Source organism: Planococcus sp. APC 3900, from assembly GCF_030407735.1.
In the GTDB taxonomy this organism is placed as follows: Bacteria; Bacillota; Bacilli; order Bacillales_A; family Planococcaceae; genus Planococcus; species Planococcus notacanthi.
On sequence record NZ_JASDCT010000015.1, the window covers coordinates 1 to 21,134 of the forward strand.

General features: G+C 35.6%; 22 protein-coding genes. 17 read left to right on the plus strand and 5 right to left on the minus strand.

Going from position 1 to position 21,134, the window contains the following annotated elements; translation table 11 throughout:
- A partial coding sequence (locus tag QMA04_RS17800; RefSeq protein ID WP_290187234.1) for a hypothetical protein occupies positions 1 to 755 on the minus strand: 755 nt, incomplete at its 3' end.
- Between the two features lie 592 nt (positions 756 to 1,347).
- Here QMA04_RS17800 and QMA04_RS17805 point away from each other — a divergent pair.
- The 6 genes from QMA04_RS17805 to QMA04_RS17830 all read left to right on the plus strand — a co-directional run bounded on the left by QMA04_RS17805 (position 1,348) and on the right by QMA04_RS17830 (position 4,201).
- Entirely contained in the window at positions 1,348 to 1,476 is a 129-nt protein-coding gene (locus QMA04_RS17805) for a hypothetical protein (RefSeq protein WP_290187235.1), read from the plus strand.
- Between the two features lie 249 nt (positions 1,477 to 1,725).
- Complete coding sequence (locus tag QMA04_RS17810) at positions 1,726 to 2,184, plus strand: hypothetical protein (RefSeq protein ID WP_191714168.1); 459 nt, start codon at positions 1,726 to 1,728, stop codon at positions 2,182 to 2,184.
- 161 nt (positions 2,185 to 2,345) lie between these two features.
- Positions 2,346 to 2,534: a hypothetical protein gene (locus tag QMA04_RS17815; RefSeq protein ID WP_191714169.1), complete on the plus strand. Its 189-nt coding sequence runs from the start codon at positions 2,346 to 2,348 to the stop codon at positions 2,532 to 2,534.
- A gap of 147 nt (positions 2,535 to 2,681) precedes the next feature.
- Entirely contained in the window at positions 2,682 to 3,113 is a 432-nt protein-coding gene (locus QMA04_RS17820; RefSeq protein WP_191714170.1) for a hypothetical protein, read from the plus strand.
- Between the two features lie 61 nt (positions 3,114 to 3,174).
- A complete protein-coding gene (locus QMA04_RS17825; protein WP_191714171.1) occupies positions 3,175 to 3,369 on the plus strand; it encodes a hypothetical protein in 195 nt (64 codons plus the stop codon).
- A 97-nt stretch (positions 3,370 to 3,466) separates the two neighbouring features.
- Entirely contained in the window at positions 3,467 to 4,201 is a 735-nt protein-coding gene (locus QMA04_RS17830; protein WP_290187236.1) for a class I SAM-dependent DNA methyltransferase, read from the plus strand.
- Positions 4,202 to 4,265: 64 nt separating this feature from the next.
- Here QMA04_RS17830 and lexA read toward each other — a convergent pair whose 3' ends face one another.
- Positions 4,266 to 4,886, minus strand: a complete 621-nt coding sequence (gene lexA, locus QMA04_RS17835) for a transcriptional repressor LexA (RefSeq protein WP_191714173.1) — start codon at positions 4,884 to 4,886, stop codon at positions 4,266 to 4,268.
- 165 nt (positions 4,887 to 5,051) lie between these two features.
- On the opposite strand from lexA, the gene yneA reads away from it, so the two are divergent.
- The 8 genes from yneA (at position 5,052) to QMA04_RS17875 (ending at position 13,873) form a co-directional block, all read left to right on the plus strand.
- Positions 5,052 to 5,369 (plus strand): cell division suppressor protein YneA, encoded by a 318-nt coding sequence (gene yneA, locus QMA04_RS17840; RefSeq protein ID WP_290187237.1) that lies wholly within the window; start codon positions 5,052 to 5,054, stop codon positions 5,367 to 5,369.
- Positions 5,366 to 6,019: a YneB family resolvase-like protein gene (locus QMA04_RS17845; RefSeq protein ID WP_191714175.1), complete on the plus strand. Its 654-nt coding sequence runs from the start codon at positions 5,366 to 5,368 to the stop codon at positions 6,017 to 6,019. The genes yneA and QMA04_RS17845 overlap by 4 nt, the downstream gene beginning before the upstream one ends.
- A gap of 58 nt (positions 6,020 to 6,077) precedes the next feature.
- Positions 6,078 to 6,311, plus strand: a complete 234-nt coding sequence (locus QMA04_RS17850; RefSeq protein WP_191714505.1) for a DUF896 domain-containing protein — start codon at positions 6,078 to 6,080, stop codon at positions 6,309 to 6,311.
- An 87-nt stretch (positions 6,312 to 6,398) separates the two neighbouring features.
- On the plus strand, positions 6,399 to 8,402 hold the full coding sequence (tkt, locus tag QMA04_RS17855; protein ID WP_290187238.1) for a transketolase: 2,004 nt from the start codon (positions 6,399 to 6,401) through the stop codon (positions 8,400 to 8,402).
- 443 nt (positions 8,403 to 8,845) lie between these two features.
- The gene (locus tag QMA04_RS17860) at positions 8,846 to 9,088 is read left to right on the plus strand and encodes a YneF family protein (RefSeq protein ID WP_191714177.1); all 243 of its coding nucleotides are present in this window, start codon (positions 8,846 to 8,848) and stop codon (positions 9,086 to 9,088) included.
- Between the two features lie 214 nt (positions 9,089 to 9,302).
- Positions 9,303 to 10,211, plus strand: coding sequence for a tyrosine-type recombinase/integrase (locus QMA04_RS17865; RefSeq protein ID WP_290187239.1), 909 nt, complete (start codon positions 9,303 to 9,305; stop codon positions 10,209 to 10,211).
- A gap of 1,062 nt (positions 10,212 to 11,273) precedes the next feature.
- Positions 11,274 to 12,083 carry a hypothetical protein gene (locus QMA04_RS17870; RefSeq protein ID WP_290187240.1) on the plus strand — a complete coding sequence of 270 codons (810 nt, stop codon included), beginning with the start codon at positions 11,274 to 11,276 and terminating at the stop codon, positions 12,081 to 12,083.
- A 5-nt stretch (positions 12,084 to 12,088) separates the two neighbouring features.
- Positions 12,089 to 13,873 carry a hypothetical protein gene (locus QMA04_RS17875; protein WP_290187241.1) on the plus strand — a complete coding sequence of 595 codons (1,785 nt, stop codon included), beginning with the start codon at positions 12,089 to 12,091 and terminating at the stop codon, positions 13,871 to 13,873.
- A gap of 465 nt (positions 13,874 to 14,338) precedes the next feature.
- On the opposite strand, the gene QMA04_RS17880 is transcribed toward QMA04_RS17875, so the two are convergent.
- Positions 14,339 to 15,259: a P63C domain-containing protein gene (locus QMA04_RS17880; protein WP_290187242.1), complete on the minus strand. Its 921-nt coding sequence runs from the start codon at positions 15,257 to 15,259 to the stop codon at positions 14,339 to 14,341.
- Between the two features lie 294 nt (positions 15,260 to 15,553).
- Between QMA04_RS17880 and QMA04_RS17885 the strand changes: the two genes are divergently transcribed.
- Together QMA04_RS17885 and QMA04_RS17890 are read left to right on the plus strand one after the other, a co-directional pair.
- Complete coding sequence (locus QMA04_RS17885; protein WP_290187243.1) at positions 15,554 to 15,955, plus strand: SRA domain-containing endonuclease; 402 nt, start codon at positions 15,554 to 15,556, stop codon at positions 15,953 to 15,955.
- Between the two features lie 14 nt (positions 15,956 to 15,969).
- Positions 15,970 to 16,416 (plus strand): HNH endonuclease, encoded by a 447-nt coding sequence (locus QMA04_RS17890; protein WP_290187244.1) that lies wholly within the window; start codon positions 15,970 to 15,972, stop codon positions 16,414 to 16,416.
- Between the two features lie 114 nt (positions 16,417 to 16,530).
- Here the strand turns inward: QMA04_RS17890 and QMA04_RS17895 are convergent, their stop codons facing one another.
- Both QMA04_RS17895 and QMA04_RS17900 read right to left on the minus strand, forming a co-directional pair.
- Entirely contained in the window at positions 16,531 to 17,064 is a 534-nt protein-coding gene (locus tag QMA04_RS17895) for an HNH endonuclease (protein ID WP_290187245.1), read from the minus strand.
- Positions 17,064 to 18,191: a DGQHR domain-containing protein gene (locus QMA04_RS17900; protein WP_290187246.1), complete on the minus strand. Its 1,128-nt coding sequence runs from the start codon at positions 18,189 to 18,191 to the stop codon at positions 17,064 to 17,066. The genes QMA04_RS17895 and QMA04_RS17900 overlap by 1 nt, the downstream gene beginning before the upstream one ends.
- 211 nt (positions 18,192 to 18,402) lie before the next feature.
- Here QMA04_RS17900 and QMA04_RS17905 point away from each other — a divergent pair.
- Positions 18,403 to 21,134, plus strand: a 2,732-nt coding sequence (locus tag QMA04_RS17905; RefSeq protein WP_483313726.1) for an HD domain-containing protein, incomplete at its 3' end; no start/stop codon positions are given.

Genomic DNA, 21,134 nt, shown 5'->3' on the forward strand with positions numbered 1-21,134 from the left:
TTAATATGAGTTTTAGCGTGCTTACCATAAAATTTTTCTAACATTAATTTTTTATTAGTATATAGTTTAGGGATAGATTTAGATTCACAAAAAATAACTTTTAACCCTGTATTTCCATCGCCGAAAGTTTCAACCTTAACTTTACCGTAATAAATTCCAAGTCGATTAATAGGGATGTTTTTGTTGTTCCCGACATCCCTAAAAAATTGGTTCAAAGAAAGTGTTTCATTAGAGTCAACTTTTAAAATCTTTTTATCATTATCGAATAAAGGGTCTTTAAAAAGCTCAATTGCACTTAAAATAGAAGTTAAATAACTGCCTTCAATTAGTTTGTTATTGGTAATTGAAGAGGATAATGATTTTGATTGATATCCAACTAAGTTGTTGTTCTCTTTATTATAATCGGGGTCTTGAGAAGTTTTTGTCTGCGTAGATATTTTTCTGAGGATTACCAATCCATTCTTCTCTACAGTATCTTTGGCAGCTTTTTTCTCGAGTATTGTTCTTTGATTTTCTTCATCTCTACCTGATTGCTTGCATCCAGCTACATGTAAGTGATCCTTTTTTCCTATTTGGAAGTAAATCCTCTTCGGGTTATCATTTTCCCAAGTAGTTGCGGACAACTTAATTTGGCAACTTTTATCAGCGCAAATAAAGTTTCTGTAGTCTTTCAATTCACCACGGCGCCCCATAATCCTTGCTTTTTCAGCAGTGATGATTCTTTTCAATTCAATACTATAAGCTTCTTTAACCATAGTAACCTCCTAATATTAGTGAATTGATATTATTAGTATCCATATTATTCTAACAATATTTTCTGTTACTTGCAGATTCAAAAGAAATAAATATTTCAGAGTGATAGAAATTGTTTACTATTATATAGAAAGAACTTATATGTCGAGAAGTATATATTGCCCAACTGGAGTTTTAAAAATTGCCCAACTTTTGCCCAATTATCCAACTCCAAATATACACAAATAAACAAAACAGATTTACAAGAACGCTATTCTATCAGTGGTTTAGAATCAGTGAAATCGGATAAAAACACCAGGTATATAATCCGCACAAGCGTCCACCCGTGGGAACGCGAGCAATACTTGAAGATGTACTAAAAATTACCTTAAGCCGTTGGTGCTGCAAAGCGCCAACGGCTTTTTTCTGTTTTCCGTCGAGTCCAGAAAGAGAAAATGAAAAAAAATAATGGAAATTGAAAACTAATAGAAACTTATTCGTGTGCTAAAGCGACTAATTGGCAATGACCTGGCAGACTGAGATATTAAAAAGTTTTTTTAAAAAAAAAGTTAATATTTGACTATGTTGCTGATTAGTAAAAGAGGAGGAATCATTATGTTCATGATCTTATACGCAATTCTAATTTCTCTCTGGATCACGTCTTTAGTCGCTTTCGGAAAATCATACATCCGTTACCACAAAGATGAGCGTGCTTATGAAGAAAGCCACCGCGTCGATTCTTGATCAGCAGAATGCTTCACGGTTGAGAATTGAGTGATTCTCGTTGATGGTGGAATATCTGTGTGTGTTTCCTGTTAAAGGGATTCCGGCTTCAATTGCTCCTCAAATAATTGGCGAAGCATTTCAACGGAGTTTTTAACAGAAGCAGGCCACGAGATTAAAGAACAGTATGCCGTTTGGAATTTAGTGAACTGGTCGGGTGTGATTCTTACTGTCTTGGAAGAAAGCGTGATAGAAATAGAGCCTAGGCTGATGGAAGTTAACGAGCAGGCTCTCTTCGATGGAATCATTAAAATAAGTGAACTGGAGCAAAGAACCTCGGATTTACTGAACCGTTTCGGAGATATTGAAAGAACCCTGCTGATTCGTCGTACAGACATCTTTACTCTGCTCGAAAATGAATGGATAGGCATGGGCATTGAAGACACCTTGAAACTGGCTAAACGGCCATTAGAATATAAATTATTTAAACAATCAACATTGGAAAAGATACTGAAGAGACCGATAAATGAAATTTTTGTCGATTGGAGCCTCAAAGCCGATAAAGGTTATGCTGTTCTGACTCTGCAGAAAAGTAAACATGAAAACAGTTTCTCCTCGGAGATGCTGTTTTTTATGTGCTGGCAAAGAAAGATTCCAGAGGCAAGCGGATATCTCCTTGTCTTGCTGTTGCTTGAAAATATCCTGATTCTAACTAAACAGGCTTTGTGAAATTTATGATGAAAATATGCAGAGTATGCGAAGAATACCTTTTTTTATAGTTTACAGCCGGCGAATTAAGGTTATAATTAGTTGCAGCCTGAAAAGTTAATAACTCATACTGAATTTTTCTTTCTCTTGAAAGAAGAAGGATTTTGTGGGAGGCGATTAATTTGAGGAAAATCCAAGGACTTTCGAATCTTGTAGAATATTTGGAATCAGTGAATTATCCATTGGCTGCAGAGCAGATTACAGATTTAATGTCGAAAAGAAAGATTCCGCACCGCAAAGCATTCCAAGACACTGTGATCTTTAATTTAGAACACATTGACTGGTGGATTGCTGAGCAGCAGAAACGATGATTAATTGATGAACATGCTTGAGTAAAAGAAATAACCTTGTCGTCCGTTCTGCAAAGAACGAACTGCGAGGTTATTCTTTTTTGGTAACTTTATACACTTTTTTGCGTCTACTGTTATAATAGTCTAAAAACGGAGGGGGAATCGGCTATGCGCTTTTTAATGTCTATCATTGTTTTTTTAATCTTCTTTTCGTTTGCAGGCATTGGCACATATGTTATCGGACCCGATTTGTCGACCGACCGGCTGGTTGCCGAGGCGACAGAAGAGCTTCGGAACAACGGGCAAATGGAAAAAGTGGTGGAATATGTTGAAAGTGATCCACAAATGCTTGAATATGTAGAAGAAGCCAAAATTGCAGAGGAAGAGAGTATGCCTTTGCCATTTGAAACAACTGGAGATGCGGCGGGTACAGTCATCAAAAAGGTCGGCATTGCGGATCTGGCTAAAATGAAATCGGGAATTGAAGATGGCACGATGTCAGCAGACGAAGTGATTCAGAAGCTTGAAGAGGATTTGAATGAAGAAGAGCTGCTTGCCCTGAAAGTGATCGTATACAAGGAATTATACAAACAGCAATAATAAAGGATATATGCTAAACTGAGTCACGAAGATAAAGTAAAAGTTTAAAGGAGGCTATTGCATGAAACCGTTTCGCGTAGAGTTTTATTTTGATCAAGGCAATACCATCGTACACAATGTCCAGGCTGTAGATAAAGAATCGGCATTAAGCAAGATTCCTTCCAATGGCACTTATGAAATTTCAGATGAACAAACAGGCAATATTTATCGCATTACTATCAATTTAGTTAAATATATTATCGTCAGCGAACTGTAGAAGATTTTTTCTCGGCAAGCTGCACTTAAGGTGTTGCTTGCGCAACTCCTTTTTTTAAAAGATTTTTTGCATGACAATTCGATTGGGAGGCAAATGAATGGAATTCAGAGGATCGAGTGCTTACGAGGAAAAAGATTTTTTGAAGAACTTTCTGCAAAGAAGAAATCGGGCGGAGAGCCCTAATAACAGCATTGAAAAACCAATAATCTATGGGTTGCTTGGCAACTTTCAAAACCAGGATATACTCGATTTAGGATGTGGAGATGCCTTATTCGGAAAAGAACTGTTGGAAGCAGGAGCGCATTATTATCATGGTGTAGAAGGGTCTGAAGAAATGATCGGCTTAGCGGCTGCAAATTTGGAGGGTGTCAATGCCGATCTGACATTGGCAATTATGGAGTCATTTGTCTTTCCTGAAAATACCTATGACATCGTCTCCTCTCGATTAGCCATCCATTATTTACCGGAAGTGGACGAACTATTCCGAAATGTATATGAATCCTTAAAAGCTGAGGGGAAATTTGTATTTAGTGTGCAGCATCCACTGACGACCTCATCTTTTTCAAGTAAAATGTCAGGAGAAAAAAGAAGCAATTGGCTGGTGGACGATTACTTTAAAGAAGGGGAACGGCACGAACCGTGGATCGATAAAATTGTCGTCAAGCATCACCGGACCATTGAAAGCTATTTTACTTCTTTGACAAAGGCGGGATTTAGCGTAACGAATGTTCGGGAAGGGAAGCCCGAACGTCAATATTTCAGTTCTGATGAAGAGTATAGTAGGAGAATGAGAATTCCTGTAATTTTAGCTTTCAGCTGTCATAAACGCTAAATCGAAATTGTTTACATAATAAAAATATCCATTAAAAAAAACCAGGGATTTCCCCGGTTTTTTTTTAATGGATTTGGCGGTAAACGCCTACAACTTTACCAAGAATCGATACTTGGTCTACAATGATCGGATCCATTGATGAATTTTCAGGCTGAAGACGGAAATAATTTTCTTCTCGGAAGAAGCGTTTGACTGTTGCTTCATCCTCAGTCGTCATTGCGACAACAATGTCCCCATTATCCGCGGTCTGCTGCTGCTTAACCACTACATAATCTCCGTTCAAAATTCCGGCTTCGATCATACTTTCACCCATGATCTCCAGCATGAAGATGTGATCATCTTCAGTGCCATAACTTTGCGGAAGCGGGAAATACTCTTCCACGTTCTCAATTGCTGTAATAGGAACACCGGCAGTTACTTTACCGATCAAAGGAACATGCAATACCGGACTTTTATCGATTAACGCTTCATCAGTGCTTATTACTTCAATGGCTCTCGGCTTGGTGGGATCCCGTCTGATCAAGCCTTTGCTTTCAAGACGTGCTAAATGTCCATGTACAGTCGAACTGGATGCAAGACCGACTGCCTCACCGATTTCGCGTACGGATGGCGGATAGCCTTTCAGCCGAACTTCCTCTTTTATAAATGACAGAATGTCTTCCTGGCGTTTGGATACTTTTTTCAACAGTTTCACCTCATTTGAGTAATTCTACTTGATTTCTACCAATAGTATACCAACTCGGGCATTGAAATGCAAACATAGGTTCGAATTTTATTCTTGACAAAAACACCTGTTCGCATTAATATGAGAACATACATTCCGAACACAAATTCTTAGGAGGCGGTTCAAATGACATTCATTCGACAAAATACTTATCTTATCGCATTTTTCTCATTAATTGTGGTATTTACTTTTTACGCCATACTGTCCCATAATACAAACAGTACATCAATGAGCCAAGTTGAAATAGAAGAAGGCGATACGCTTTGGACTTTAGCTGAATCTTTCAGTGGCGCGACTCCCCATCATGAATGGATAGAGGAGATTATGAAAGAAAACAACCTTTCTACTCCAAAAATCATTGCAGGACAATCCCTTAAGATTCCAAGCGACCAATTGAAATTTGCTCCTGATGAGACCATTAAATTTGCAGGTGATACTGAATGAAGAAAAATGCATTAATTTATTGCCGTGTCAGCACGACCAAAGATACGCAGGAATCCTCCCTTGAGAGACAGGAAGAAGAACTGATGAAATTCGCGTTTGAACAATCTTATAAAGTGGATGGTGTATACACCGATCAGCACAGTGGATACGAGATGGATCGTGACGGTCTGCTTGAAATGCTTAATTGCATTAAGGGAGACAAAATCGATGCCGTTTTTATTCAGGATGAAACGCGTTTGGGCAGAGGGCACGCACGTATTGCTCTTTTGCATGTCATGAAGAAATATGGCGTGGAAGTTTATACCTTATCGGATATGGGGCCAATAGCCCTTAATGATATGGATGACATGGTGCTTGAAATTCTGGCAATCGTTGAAGAATATCAGCGCAAAATACATAATGCCAAAATCAAGCGGGGCATGAAACGCGCTGTGGAAAATGGCTATAAACCGGAAAAAAATCTAAAAGGCAAAGGCAATCCTGATGGGCGTGAACGCTTGGATCTGCCTATCGATCAAATTGTCAGCCTGAAAACTAATGGGCTGACTTTCAGTGAAATTGCTGTAACCTTGCAAGGATTCGGCTACCAAGCGAGCAAGGCGACGGTTCATCGGCGATATAAGGAATACGAAAAGCTGATGAAAGACTAAAACATTGCAGAAACCTTACTTTTTTTGTACCATATGAAAAGAAGAAAGGTGGATGTCTATGTTATCACCAGACAAATTAACTAGAATTAATGAACTATCACGTAAATCGAAAACGACTGGATTATCCAAAGAAGAAGCAAAAGAACAATCTTCTTTGCGCCAGGAATATTTGCAAACGTTCCGTAAAACGATGCGTGGAACAATTGAAAATGTAAAAGTAATTGACCCGAATGGGAACGACGTAACGCCAGAAAAGGTCAAAAATATTCGAGAGAATAAGTATTTGAATTAAATACTTATTCTCTTTTTCATTGTATTCTTTTCTATTGTTGACTAAACTAGAAAGGGATTATATTTTTGTTTGAGAGAGGATGTTACTATGTCAACCCACGCAGATCAACTTGCAGTGACAACAATTCGTACACTTTCCATCGATGCAATCGAAAAAGCAAATTCTGGTCATCCAGGATTGCCAATGGGCGCAGCTCCAATGGCATATACTTTGTGGACTAAGCATATGAACCACAATCCAAAAAATCCGGATTGGTTTAACCGTGACCGTTTTGTGTTATCCGCTGGACATGGTTCCATGCTTCTATACAGTTTGCTTCATTTAAGCGGCTATGGTTTAGAAATGGATGAAATCAAAAACTTCCGTCAATGGGATTCAAAAACACCTGGACATCCCGAATATGGCCACACTACAGGCGTTGAAGCAACGACCGGTCCACTTGGACAGGGAATTGGTATGGCGGTCGGTATGGCAATGGCTGAGCGTCATTTAGCGGCTACTTACAATAAAGAAGGAATGAATATCGTCGATCACAACACTTTCGCTTTATGCGGTGATGGAGATTTGATGGAAGGCGTTGCCGGAGAAGCTATTTCTCTTGCGGGCCACTTGAAATTAAACAAATTGGTTGTTCTATATGATAGCAACGACATTTCGTTGGACGGTCCACTTGGCAAGAGTTTCTCTGAAAATGTTCAAAAACGTTTTGAATCATACGGCTGGAACTATTTGCGCGTAGATGATGGCAATGTATTGGACGACTTATCAGAAAAAATCGCACAAGCCAAAGAATCTTCAGACAAACCGACATTAATCGAAGTCAAAACCGTTATCGGTTACGGAGCTCCGAACAAATCAGGTAAAGCAGATGCACACGGCGCGCCGCTTGGTGAAGATGAAATGAAATTGGTTAAAGAATACTACGAGTGGACTTTCGATCAAGATTTCCATGTGCCGGAGGAAGTATATGAAACTTTCCAACAGGCAACTGAAGAGCTTGGGGCAAAAGCTGAGTCAAAATGGAACGAATTGTATTCACAATACGAATCAGCACATCCGGAATTGGCGGAACAATTGCAGATGGCGATCCGTGGTGATCTTCCAGAGAACTTTGATGCAGAGTTCCCGACATATGAATTCGGTAAGAAACAAGCAACTCGTTCTTCTTCAGGAGATATGATCAATGCAATCGCTAAAACAGTTCCTTCCTTCTTCGGAGGCAGTGCTGACCTTGCTGGATCCAACAAAACGAACATCAAAGGCGCTGGCGATTTTGACGCTGAACATCCTGAAGGACGCAATATCTGGTTTGGTGTGCGTGAATTTGCAATGGGAGCAGCCTTAAACGGTATGGCTCTTCATGGCGGACTTCATGTCTTCGGCGGAACGTTCTTCGTCTTCAGTGATTATGTCCGTCCAGCAATCCGTCTGGCTGCATTAATGGGGCTTCCTGTCACTTATGTCTTCACACATGATAGCGTAGCTGTAGGCGAAGATGGCCCAACACATGAACCGGTTGAACATTTGGCTTCTCTTCGTGCAATGCCGAACTTGAGCGTTGTTCGTCCCGCTGATGCCAACGAAACAAAAGCGGCATGGCGTTTGGCGTTGACGGCGAAAACTACACCGACTTTATTGGTTCTTTCTCGTCAGGACTTGCCAATTTTGGAAAATAGCGCAGAACTTGCAGAAGCTGGCGTGGAGAAGGGTGCATACGTTGTGTCCCCTGCTGAAAATCCACAAGCGCTATTGCTTGCGACTGGATCGGAAGTTAGCTTGGCTGTAGCTGCACAAAAGCAATTGGCTGAAGAAGGAATTGCGGTTTCTGTCGTTTCAATGCCATCATGGGATCGTTTTGAAAAACAGGATAAAGAATACAAGCAATCCGTCATTCCAAGAACTGTCAAGAAACGCCTGGCTATTGAAGTCGGTACTTCATTCGGTTGGGATCGCTATACAGGCGACGAAGGCGATATTCTTGCAATCGACCGTTTCGGTGCAAGTGCACCGGGAGAACGCATCATGGAAGAGTTCGGCTTCACAGCTGACAATGTTGCAAACAAAGTGAAAAACTTAATCAACGAAAACTAATATGGAAGGGCTGTCCCAAAAGATCATGAAAAATGACTTTTAGTGGGCAGCCTCTTTTTTATTTGATGAGCAGTGGAAAAGGTGAAGTTTCACTTTATCCCGCTTTAACGGGCAGTATGGTCTCCTGCTTTGACAAGCAGGAGATCCACTGACCGTAAAAGTCCGATTGGTTCAACTAACAATCAGTAAGGGGGAGAGACCCCTACTGATTGAAGTTTCACTTTATCCCGCTTTAACGGGCAGTATGGTCTCCTGCTTTGACAAGCAGGAGATCCACTGACCGTAAAAGTCCGATTGGTTCAACTAACAATCAGTAAGGGGGAGACCCCTACTGATTGAAGTTTCACTTTATTATTTTCCTCCTTATGGTCACAATTACTTTTTTATAGTATAATCCATTGTGGTGCACTACTTATTTACGCAACACGAAGGAGGTAACAAGAATGGATACATGGATCTGGATCGTAATCGTTATCGTGGCTTTACTCGCAGGTGTTGCACTTGGATTCTTTATCGCACGTCGATATATGATGAAATATTTGCAAGATAACCCACCAATCAATGAAGAAATGCTGCGAATCATGATGATGCAAATGGGACAAAAACCGTCTCAGAAAAAAATCAATCAAATGATGACTCAAATGAATAAAGCGTCAACCAAACCTAGCAAAACTGCTAAAAAATAAAAAGTACTCTTCGGAGTGCTTTTAACAGGGTTTCTAGCCCAACGAAATGTTGAATTATGATTAGATTAGGAAAGAATGATTATGGAACTTCACTACTCATATCGGGTAGACTGAATTTTCCCCTAAGATTTCTTTTTCTATTGGTTTATCCTTCAATCTTTACAGACCAAACCACTTTTTCTGTTGAAACTTAAGCAGAGAGGTGGTTTTTTCTATGGAATTAGAAGATGTACTGAAAGAATACTATTACTATTGTGAAGCCAAAGGATTCACGAAGAAAACCATGATTAATAAGCGTCAGGAGCTAAAGCAAGTAATGGAGTATTTGGTGCAGAAGAGGGCCATTACTGAATTGGAAAGTGTTACTACTTACGATTTAAAAGCTTATGTAAGATTGAAACAGATTGCTGGTTTGCAACCACAAAGCATCGTTTCAATGTTTAAAATCATCCGTGCATTTTTTAGTTGGTGCGTGAAGGAAGAGTATTTATCGTTTAACATAGCTAGTAAAGTCGAAACTCCAAACGTACCAAAAAAGATACTGAAAGGTTTTACTGGAAAGGAAGTTCATTCAATGATGGAAGCTTTTACCTATAAAACCTATTTAGAAGCAAGGAATAAAGCGATTATTGCAATGTTAGCAGATACCGGAATTAGGGCGATGGAAATTAGAGGACTAGAAACTGTAAATGTTAAAGAAACTACTATTTTAGTCAACGGTAAAGGGAATAAGGAGCGAAATGTTTTTATTAGTCCTGCCCTGAAAAGGATACTCATTAAATATGAGCGTATGAAAAAGCAGTACTTTAAAGACAAGGCAATCACTACGAATTATTTTTTGTCTTATGTAGGTTCAGGGCTCTCTCATGTTGCATTAGATAGCGTAGTTAAAGAAGCAGGAAAAAGGGCTGGTGTAGCAGGAAAAAGAGTCTCTCCTCATTCATTCAGGCACTTCTATGCTGTTTCTTGCTTAAACGAGGGTAAGATGGACGTTTATAGCTTATCTCGCCTTCTGGGGCATTCAGATATCTCTGTAACACAACGATATCTGCAGTCAATGAATGATGAACAATTATTGTCCAAAGCTATAACGTCGAGTCCACTAATGAACTTAAAAAAATAAAAATGAAGTACATTATTTTGAAGTGCACTTACATTGTTAAAAACAACTAACGATGTAGGTGCAATTTTTCTATGAGAGACTCTAAGCTTAAACCAAGGTACCGGGTTGCTCAAGATTATTTATCAAGCCAGAATTCGACAAAAGAAATTGTTAGGTGTTGCAGTGTAAACTGTAGAATGATCCAATAACGGATTGAAATCGGTGAATACGGTCGGCGTCCGCTTCTGTTTATGAATGAAAGAATACTGATCCTATCATAGTGACTTTGAAAAAATAGTCTCTAATTAATTGAGCTGGGAATTCACTGCCAAAGAACCCGGGCAGAAATTGTTGTGAATTTATCTTTGTCGATAAAAGTCTCTGTCTATCTCCTTTCCAAGAATGGAGTTTAAATTATTCTGAAAGAGGTAGTCCTTCTTATATCTACATAAGTAAGTAGGGGGTACTTTTGACCTTTCGCACCAAGTTGTTTTGGGATATGTTGTGAAGCACTGCCGCTTCTCAACTCATAATATTATTCTAATCCTGATGTTTATTGGGAGGATACATAAATATGATCTATATATATCCCCCCAATAAAGCATGAACAGTTAACAACTTAAATGTATCACCCCTGAAAATGAAAAGGTAGGTGAATCAAAGTCACACTATGGCCGCATATAAAATTTGCGAATTTTTTATTGATTTAGCAACTTGTAAAAGTTTGGTGGAGTTTTAGGAGGATATATAAATGTATATCTATATATATCCTTCCAAAACCTTACAGCTCCTAGTTGCCAGTTCATCCATCTATGGAAGATGGACTATAAATAATTATAAGATATGGAAAAGGGCTACTTCCTATAGGAAGGCAGTGGGCATTTTGTAGGTTTGCCAGCATTAAAACTATAAAAAATATTAATATATAGTTAGAAAAATTTAAATAAAGTGAGTAGTAGATCAATTTGACTTTTCAAACAATAATATGGTATTCTGAATTTGGGTCATAAATAGGTATTATGACACTTGATTTATTAACATTAATGTTATAAATGACCCAATAAATTTTCAGGAGGAAAAATATTGATCAAGAAGCAATTTGAATGTAAGGATTGTAAAAAGAAGTTTAGGGGGAGTGAATATCACTTATCTAGCAAAAAGTGTAAGCATTGTCGGAACAGCTACTCACAAGAGGTAATTACAAATTTGAAATCAGATGCTCTAGCAAAACATCTTTTGTGGAGATCTTGTCGATGCGTTTTACAACGTGTTAGAGGGGGAAATTATCCAGCTTATCGTGGAGTAAAATGCGGTTGGAATAAACCAAAAAAAATGCAAAATGAATTGATGGCATGTAACACTTTTTGGGAAGAATGGAAAAACCAATCTAGAATCTATGAAGAAAACGGCAGGCGATTACCTTTTCGACCAACTATAGATCGCAAAATATCAGATGTAAATAAAGGCGGTCACTATTATTATGATAATATCAGGGTCCTTCCGTACTCGGAGAATTCTTCTTTGGCAAACGCCAAAAACTGCATAGTAATTTTTTTAAAAGAATGTAGATTTGAAAAAATGGTTACCTATGAAACTATCAATAAAGTAATGAAGGAATTGAATATAGTGTCTCGCAATACTTTCAATTTAAAAAGGGATAGCGGAAAAATAAATGATTTAGGAAACGGGTATTCGGTACTTATCCAAACAGTTGGTGGAAATATAAAAAAAACTGGCAAATCACTGTATAATATGACGATTGAAAGGAAATACAACATAGTTGATTTTGAAAATGGCGAAGAATACGAATGGAAAAGTTATCCAGGAAGTTATCAAGGAAGTTATTTTGTTGAAGGACTATGGTTTAACAGTAACTTAATGAACCAGCAGTGAAGTTTATGCTTGACAAGAAGTGTTATACCAGTAAGCCTCGAGATACAGCTTTACTAAGTGAACGCATTTTACATAACCCAGTCGAGCTGACAGTAAATGAACTTGCACAAGAACTAGTTAAAGGGAAAGCTTTTACTCCCGCTTTTTTTAAAGAGAACCTTGGAAAAATACATAGAACAAAAGAAAGTTGGTTCTCTCAAGAAATAATCGCATTGGATTTTGATGCTGGAATGACAGTCCAAGAAGCGATAAATGAATTTGCTACAACTGCAAGTTTTATTTATACGACTTTCTCGCATGTAAATGATCATCACAAGTTTCGAGTAGTATTTTTACTTGATGAAATCATTTATGATTTTGATTACTGTAAAAAGTTGATAGAGAATTTGGTTAATCAATATCCTATGGCAGATCAAAAATGTAAAGACCCCAATCGACTCTTTTTCGGCGGGAAAATGCTATATGAAATTAATTTCAACAATCGGCTGTCAGTAAATGAAATTGCTCATAGAAGCAACAATATTACAGGACCATTGAAATACATAGAAGAAAAAAAAGGAATAAAAAACATTAGGAATGTCTGTAGTTCTGAAAAATATTTCAGGACTACAAATATTCAACATATTAAAGAACGAAACATAGAAGTGCTTCAAAGAAAAATTATAGTAGTTCCGAGTAAAGTACATAACAATTACGAAGTTCTTGACTACTTAAAAAAACAAAACTTGCGGGAATATCTTGGTGTGTGTTCTACAGGTAACTTCAATGATATATTTCATATAGAAACCGCTCCGAGTTCATCGATCTTTGAGTCTTCAAAAGGTAATGGACATCAGCTGTATAAATGCTTTTCTACAAGTTCTTCTTTTTGTGGAACTATTATTGAAATTACAGAGCGGTTATTAAACTGTTCACGCGTAGAGGCAACAAAATTCTTGATGCAGGTTTACCAGATAGAAGTGCATGAAAGTGAGCAGCAGAGAGAGTTAAAAGATGAGATTGATTGTTATAGTGAACTTTTGCAGTCTGATGATTTGGAAGAAATGTATCCAAATTTTTATAAGGTATTTAATCGGTATGGGTATATATACGACATGTATATATTGCTCGATCTTGTAAAAGAATACGTGCCTTCTGGGATTGATAAGCGATTGATATTTCACCATTCTATAGAAAGTATCTCTAAAAAAATCAATAAAAGTACAAGTGCCACAAATATTAGAATGAATATTTTTGCTTTCTTCGAATTTATTACAAAACTTCAAGTTGATGAAATTCCGAAAGAAATTTACCAAAAGCAATTGAAAGCAAAAAGGTTAAAAAAACGGAAATATTATAATTCTACATACGAGATACATATTCACCGAGAAAATTTCCTTATAGATCTGGATGAAAAATGTAAGCAATGGATCGAAAAAGGCTGCACAACGAAAACGATGAATTATGAAGGTGTTCTAAGGAACTTTGGTAGAGAAGAGGCGGATAGAGTTTTTCCGCAAGACAAAGGAAAAGTAATACCGGTTTTAAATGAAGAAGTAGCTAACAAAATAAGAGATAAAACTTTAAGTTTAATTGAAAAAAATGGATGGGTTACAGAACAGGAAATTCTTGAAAACGTTACACTGTATTTCAGTGGTCAAAAGTTGTTTAAACAAAAACAACTGAAAATTTGTTTGGGTGAATTATTAGAAGCGTATAATCTAGAGAAAATTCGTTTAAATAAACTATTGAAGGAAGAAATTGGGTACGAAGGAAAAGGGTATCCAAATATCATACGTAAAATTCAGTGAATAGTGAGTTTAATCAAACATATTATTAATCTAGATTACCCCCTTGCTACTTTGTGGTAGGGAGGGTTACGTTCCGATGTACTACATAAATTAACCACAGTAGCGATGAACCTTTTCATGCTTGTTAAATATATGTCTCGTAAAAAATCTGCTCCAAATAGTGTCAAAAGACCTGGTTTTTACGTGCGAGTTATGTATCACCAAATTTACTTAGAACATTGAACAATATAAAGGGATCATTAATTGGATAAAAGAAAGGTTTTATCAATATTCTAAAAACAAAAAGTGTTTAATATTGTTAAATTCTTCTTTGAAAAGAACTATCTAGCTATGGATTTGCTAAAGTAAAATTGATGAATAAAAGACAAAGACCAATAAGACATTAACGCAAAATTAACTAATAACAGGAATAAAGCCTTCTTTTATCTAACATAAAAGAAGGCTTTATTCCAAAATATAAAATATTTAAAATAAATTTAATTGCTCAGAAAACTTGATATTAAATGACCGATTAAACAATTTCTCGAATTCTTCCCAACTATCGCTTGCTCGCATCAAGGTCGTTGCGGAAGTGATCTGTTTTTCTAAGTGACTTATACCGATTGAAGAGGTTAACCATTGATGAAGTTTTTCGTTGCCACTTTTGCGTTCACGTACTTCTTTCATCACGTCTTCCGGTAAAAATGCATAGATGAAATCGTTAGTTATTTTAGCTATTGAATGAGGTCGTTTATTGCTACCAGTATATTTCCAACCTTTCAAGCGGTAAATCTCTTTGTAAAATTCTTCAGGGAAACGCCGTTCCCAAGGTTTAAAAAGACCCTCAACATACAAATTTAAAAGCTTATGCAATGCATCTTTTTCTCGAATTTCTTGGTAGCCTGTTATCTCATCAATAAAGGCATTTATACCAACCTTTGAAAACGCTAAAGTAATGTTATAGAGGCGATCTGCCAATTCTTTTTGATAAGCCATGCTAGGTTTATCGAAGATACCGTCGTTCTTAGCTTTATAAAAAGCATCTGCTAAATCTACTAGCAAAGTGGCCTTAAAACCATGAAACCAATTTCCACCTTCTGGAGGCTGGATCTTTTGTATTTTGCCTTCACTTGTGTCTTCCAACCATTTTCTTAAATCTTCACTAAGATAGCTTTGAATATAGTTAGCACTTAACATTCGTGGTAAAGCTAAAGCTCCACCTCCTTTTAATCCCATAGTTCTAGCGGTCCCACGAAGTGAAAAAACCCGTTCACCATTTTCTAGAACATAACATTCAATATGGATATCTGTTCCTGAAGGAATCCATTCCCCTTTGTGAGTGGCTTGTAGCACTGGCACGTTTGTTTCTACCGCAAGAATTGATATTTCGTCATTTTTATTTGACATGTAAAAACTCCTTAGTTTGTATTTGCTTGATTCTTGTGAAATAGAATAATAAGAATTATCGTTGACTTAAAGCAGATTGTCTTAAAATTTGTGATAATAGGTATTATCTCTTAAAGTAAACTAAATTTTCAGTCATAATGATATTATAATATACATTGAGGTTATTTTATACTTGCAAAAATACTTATATAGAGAATTTTTAAGTAGGATCTTTAAATCAGGAATAACAAAAATTTATATCAGACAATTTTAAGGAAGTAATAAGATGCTTAAATTATTTTGGAAGGGAAGATAATGATGGAACACTACGCATTAAATAGAGATAGATTAATTATTGGCGAAGAATATACAAATAATGAGATAGTAGAGCTTTATAAAGTTGGAAACATGGGCGGAATGAGAAGGAGTCATAAAACTAACTCCTTAATTATTATTTCTGATCATACAAAAATGTATGAAGATAGGACCGAAATTGATCTTCAGGGACGTGAAATAATTCACTATACTGGTATGGGCAAGAATGGAGATCAAAATTTAGAGTTTGCTCAAAATAAAACTTTAAGTAATTCAAATATAAACGAGGTAGAAATAGTCCTTTTTGAAAGATTTTCAAAAAATGGAGGTTATACATTCAGAGGGCCAGTTCAGTTAGCAGGCACTCCTTATCAAGAAAAACAGCAGGGAGAAGATGGTTAGAAAGAAATGTGTGGATGTTTCCACTTCTATTTCTATACGAAGATATTGTAATTAATGAAGAAGAAATTAAAAAGTTGCGAGAGGAGAAAGAAGAAAGGGCTGGAAAAATTGCCAAAAAATTATCGCTAGAGGAATTAGAAAAACTTGCTAGACGTGCAAAAGGTAAAAGTATTCGCCGTACTTACAATACAAGTTATACGCGTGATCCTTTTGTGGCAGCATTTGCTAAAAAAAGAGCAGATGGGATATGCGATTTATGTAATCAAGCTGCTCAATTTAATGATAAATTGGGGGAACCCTACTTAGAATGCCATCATATTCAATTTCTTTCTCAAGGAGGCAAAGATAGTGTAGATAATGTTGTAGCATTATGTGTAGTATGTCATAAAAAACAACATATTCTTGAAGACTTAGAAGAAAAGCGATTTTTATTAATGAAATATAATTATACTCCTGGTTGAGCAATCCAAGAATTTTGATAAATGTTACTTCACAACTACAACTATAAAAAATACCTTCTTCACTCGTTTAGTGAAGAAGGTATTTTATTTTTCCATTCAGAAAAATCGGAAGAATTAGAGCTTGTTTTTAAAGAGAAAAGACTTCAGTGCATAGAAAGTATTAACTCCTTTTGCGAGGTTACAATCAATACATAATCCTTGGAAGTTATCGGTAAGCTCATCACCAACCCATTTAAATGCTATTATATGATCAAAATGTGCGTTATCTAAAGATATTTTTTTAGAACAATAATTGCATTTCAAAGATTGTCTTTCAAGTATATCGGTTTTTATTTTTGTTGGAAGTGGAGTTCGATAATTACTTTTGGAAAAATAAGCTTTAAGATTTATCAATAAAAATTCAAGTTGATCGCTATTGATTGAGAGCGGAGTAAATTCTTTTAAGAGATCAGAAAGGATAAATAGTTCCTCCCTAATGCTATAAGCATTTTGTATACTTAGTTTTACCTTATTTTCAAGTGTATTTTTTTTGATGTATTTTATTAACTCTTCAAACAAGGAATTCAAAATAGCAGAAAATAGTATGCTTTCCATTTCTTCTTTATTAATATTATTTTTTGTTAAAAACTGATTTAAATTATTTTCCATTAGTTATTAGGATCAAATTCTTTAGATTCACCTAAAATTAAATCTTCTAAGTGTCTTCCATGTTTTTCGGCTAAAGAGATCGTTGAAGATTCCCCTCGGAATGCAAGCAAGTCTGGATTCGTCTCTACACTCTCAAAGAAATTTTCATTTAACTTAGTATTCTTTAAAGTCTCTAAAATAGGGCCTACACTTTCTACTGATGTTTTGTTTTGTTGTTGTTTAAGTATATTTGAAATAAATGGGAACAAATAAAACACATAACGTAGTCCACTAATCTTACCAAGAGTGTGGGCGGGGTGGTTAAATTTACCAGGAAAAACGATTTCCCAAGCTTTTAAGTAAGCACTTAAACTCTTAAAATGTGTATCGGAATTTAACGGCTTGCCATTGGTTAAAGTGCTAATCGTTTTACTTTTATCTAAGATCTTAATCACTTGAAGAATTTTCAAGCCATTTTTAACTCTTGCCCCACCAATACTTATACGACCATGTAAGGGCGAGTGGGTATCGGTATTGAATTTAACGACAAAATCATAAAGAGATTCATCTTCATTACTTAATAGTTTTAACCATTTCATTAGTTGACGTAGCACATTCTTATCAACAGTTTTTTGTTTTTCATTAGAAAAAATAAAAATTTCAGTTTTTTCATCTTGTGTTAAATCATCACAAATAACATAACCCATTTGATAGGTTTCGGAATTTTTAAAATTAATATCCAACATTTTTTCACTAAAGGAGATCAATCGATGCTGGCCATCTAGTATCTCAATTGCTCCTTTGCACTGTTCTCTTTCTTTATCGTTTTCTGGAAACAACATGAAAAATCTTCCATTTTCTTTAATGATTTTTAATTTCCCGTGAATGTTAAGAATAGGACAGTTGGGAATAATTCCTTTTGCTTTTCTTTTGGTTTTCTCTTTTAATTTTGAAAGGTCTAGATTATTCAAACCTGCAACGTAATGAGAGATATCTTTTACACGAGATTCGTCCCAAGGACGTTGTGTACTTTGCACAGTACCGGAATTTGGGAAATCAACTAATTTAATAATTTCCCGAGGGTCGTAAGATAGCAAATAAAATGTCATTTCCTTTTGTACAAATGGTATCAATTCGATTTTTTTCAATGCATTCACTCCTTTTTTTATACTATAAGCCTCGTATACCAATAAGTCAATTAGATCTATAATTATTTATTAAAAATTTAGATCTAATAATATAAAAAAACGATTATTGGTGCTGTAAATTATCTGAACAATTTAACGGGAAAAAATATACAGCAATTCCTAAACAAGTATATTAAAATGAAAGGTAACGAATAAAAAAAGGGGAGATATTTTGTCATCTGTAATTAATATTTCAACTATAGAAGATACTACACTTTGGAAAATGCTGAAAAATGATTTTGATTCTACAGATAAAGAAATTGCAGAAACATTAGCAAATAATTTGCAACAGGTTTGTAAAGAATCTTATAAAAGGATGAAGTATTTCGCTTCATTACATCCTCAATACACCTTACATGATGAAACTCACTTTTTAAGAGTTACAGAACTAATGGCTAAAATAATGCCTGATACTACTAGAAAAACTTTAAATCCGATTGAAATTGCATTATTAATTTTATCGGCTCATTTTCATGATCAAGGAATGGTACTCGACAGTAAGGAGTTAGAAGAACTGAAATTTAATAGTGATTTTAATCTCTTTAAAGAAAACTGGGTGATTGAACATCCGAATTACAGAGATATTTTAGATAAACAACAAAGTAATAATATTTCTGATAAAGAAATGAAAATTCTAGTTATTAAGCTAGGGGAATTAGATGGAGCATTATTAACTGATTACATAAGAAAGTCACATGGTAAAAGATCAGCCAACTATGTAATATCAAATTTTTCTGACAATCCATTATGGAATATAGTAGGGAGCAGTTTAGCTGAAAGTGTCGCTAAATTGTGTATATCTCACGTCTTACCGGTAACTGATTTAACAGAAAAAAACGATTTCTTTTATGATGAATCTATTGGCGGATATCAGGTAAATTTAGTTTATTTAGCTTTAATCTTACGTTTAGCAGATATACTAGATTTTGATAGAGATAGAACACCTGATTTACTGTATAAGACTATCCATTTTTCTAGCAATGTAAGTCTTTTAGAATGGAATAAACATCGCTCAGTAGAAGGCTGGGTCATAGATATAGATAAGATAAGATTTACTATGAAATGTGAACACCCTGCATATGAAAAAGCTGCTAGAGAATACATGGATTGGATAGATGATGAATTAGTAGCTGCCACTTCATTAATTAAAAAATTTCCGCATACTGTTCAAAATTACAGTCTTAATTTACCTCAATCAGTTGATCGTTCAAGAATTCAACCTAAAAACAAGAATTACATTTATCACGATCTTGAGTTTTCACTATCGAGAGATGAAATTGTAAAGTTATTGTTGACCGAAAACCTGTATAAATCACCTGCTCTATGTATTCGAGAGCTATTACAAAATTCTCTTGATGCTTTGCGACATCGTAAAGCTCAATTTAAAAGAGACACTAAATCTAATTGGGAAGCAGGGAAAATCGAGTTTCTCCACACTCTTGACGAACATGGTAGGGAAATAATTGAGTGTAAGGACAACGGTGTGGGGATGGATATTAAAGTAATAACAAAGTTTTTAACAAAAGCGGGAAGAAGCTATTATAGGTCACCTGAGTTTGAAAAAGAAAGAGCAAGTCTGGCGGAAAGTAATGTAGATTTCGATCCCTGTGCACAGTTTGGAATAGGATTTATGTCATGTTTTATGCTTGGAGATGAAATATCAATTAAAACCCGCAAAGATTTTGGGCCATACAAAGGTATGGGGCCGCCACTAATTGTAGAAATAAATGGGTTAAGCGGGATTGTAGTAATTAAAGAGGGGGATTCGACCCAAGAGGTTGGGACAACGGTAAAGATTGTAAGTCGTAAAAAACCAGATTTTTTTGATACATGGGTAGATAAAGTGAAGCTACTCCAAGTTCTTGATGGTTATGCCCTGGCTACGGAGTTTCCTATTAAAGGAACTTGTACAATACCAGAAATAGTAGGTTCTATAGAAATTCCGTCAAGTATTAAGAAACCAAAAACTCGTTTAGAAGATTCTACAGAGACACAATTTGTGACATTCGAACAAGATTTAAAGGAATTAGATGACAATCTAAATGGTTTTATAAGGACTAGTTTTATACTAGATGAAGATAATAAAATAAATATAAAAAATTCTAATTCAAGCTGGGAATATAATAATACCTATGGAAGTTTTGAATTAATTACGAAAGATCAAACAAATTCGATGTATATAAGTACCAAAGACGAATCAACTACATGTATTGATGGTATTTTAGTTTGTGGAAAACCAGGTCGATTAAAAAATGGCGAAGGTTTAGGTTGGGTCTCTAATATATTCCAGTTTCGACAAGATATATTTAACATTGACATAAGAGGTACTTTAAAGCCGCCTCTTACACCAGAAAGGACTCCACCTGAAAGAAGTATGGATTTAAACGACAGCAAATGGTTAAAAGTAGAAGAATTACTTTTTAAAGCCCAGGGATCCCTATGGTCACAAGTTTTAGAAAGATTAGATTCAGAGTCGCCTAATGGTGAAGTATTTTGGAAATTAGTTGAGATTCATAATCCAAGCTTTTCCCACCTATCTTACAATTCGTTATTTAATTTAGTACATTTTCCAGTCATTAATGAAGATAGAGAAATAGTACGATGGAGTAAAGCGAATGATTTAGGTAAACTTGAATTTGCACTTAAAGATGACAGAGTAATTTTGAAACTAGAAGATGGAAATTACTTAGGTTTTAATAAGTCGTTTGAAGAACGTATTGGGAAATTCCAAAGTTCCGTAGATTTACACTATCAATTAGTAAAAGTTATTCTTTCAATGTCTATTATTACTAAGAGAGAAGAAAAAATAATGATCGATATACAAGAACCTGAAAATTTAGATAAAACCCCATCAGATTTTATGTTAATGACTAGATTCAGCTTGACCTTAGCTATTCCTTATTC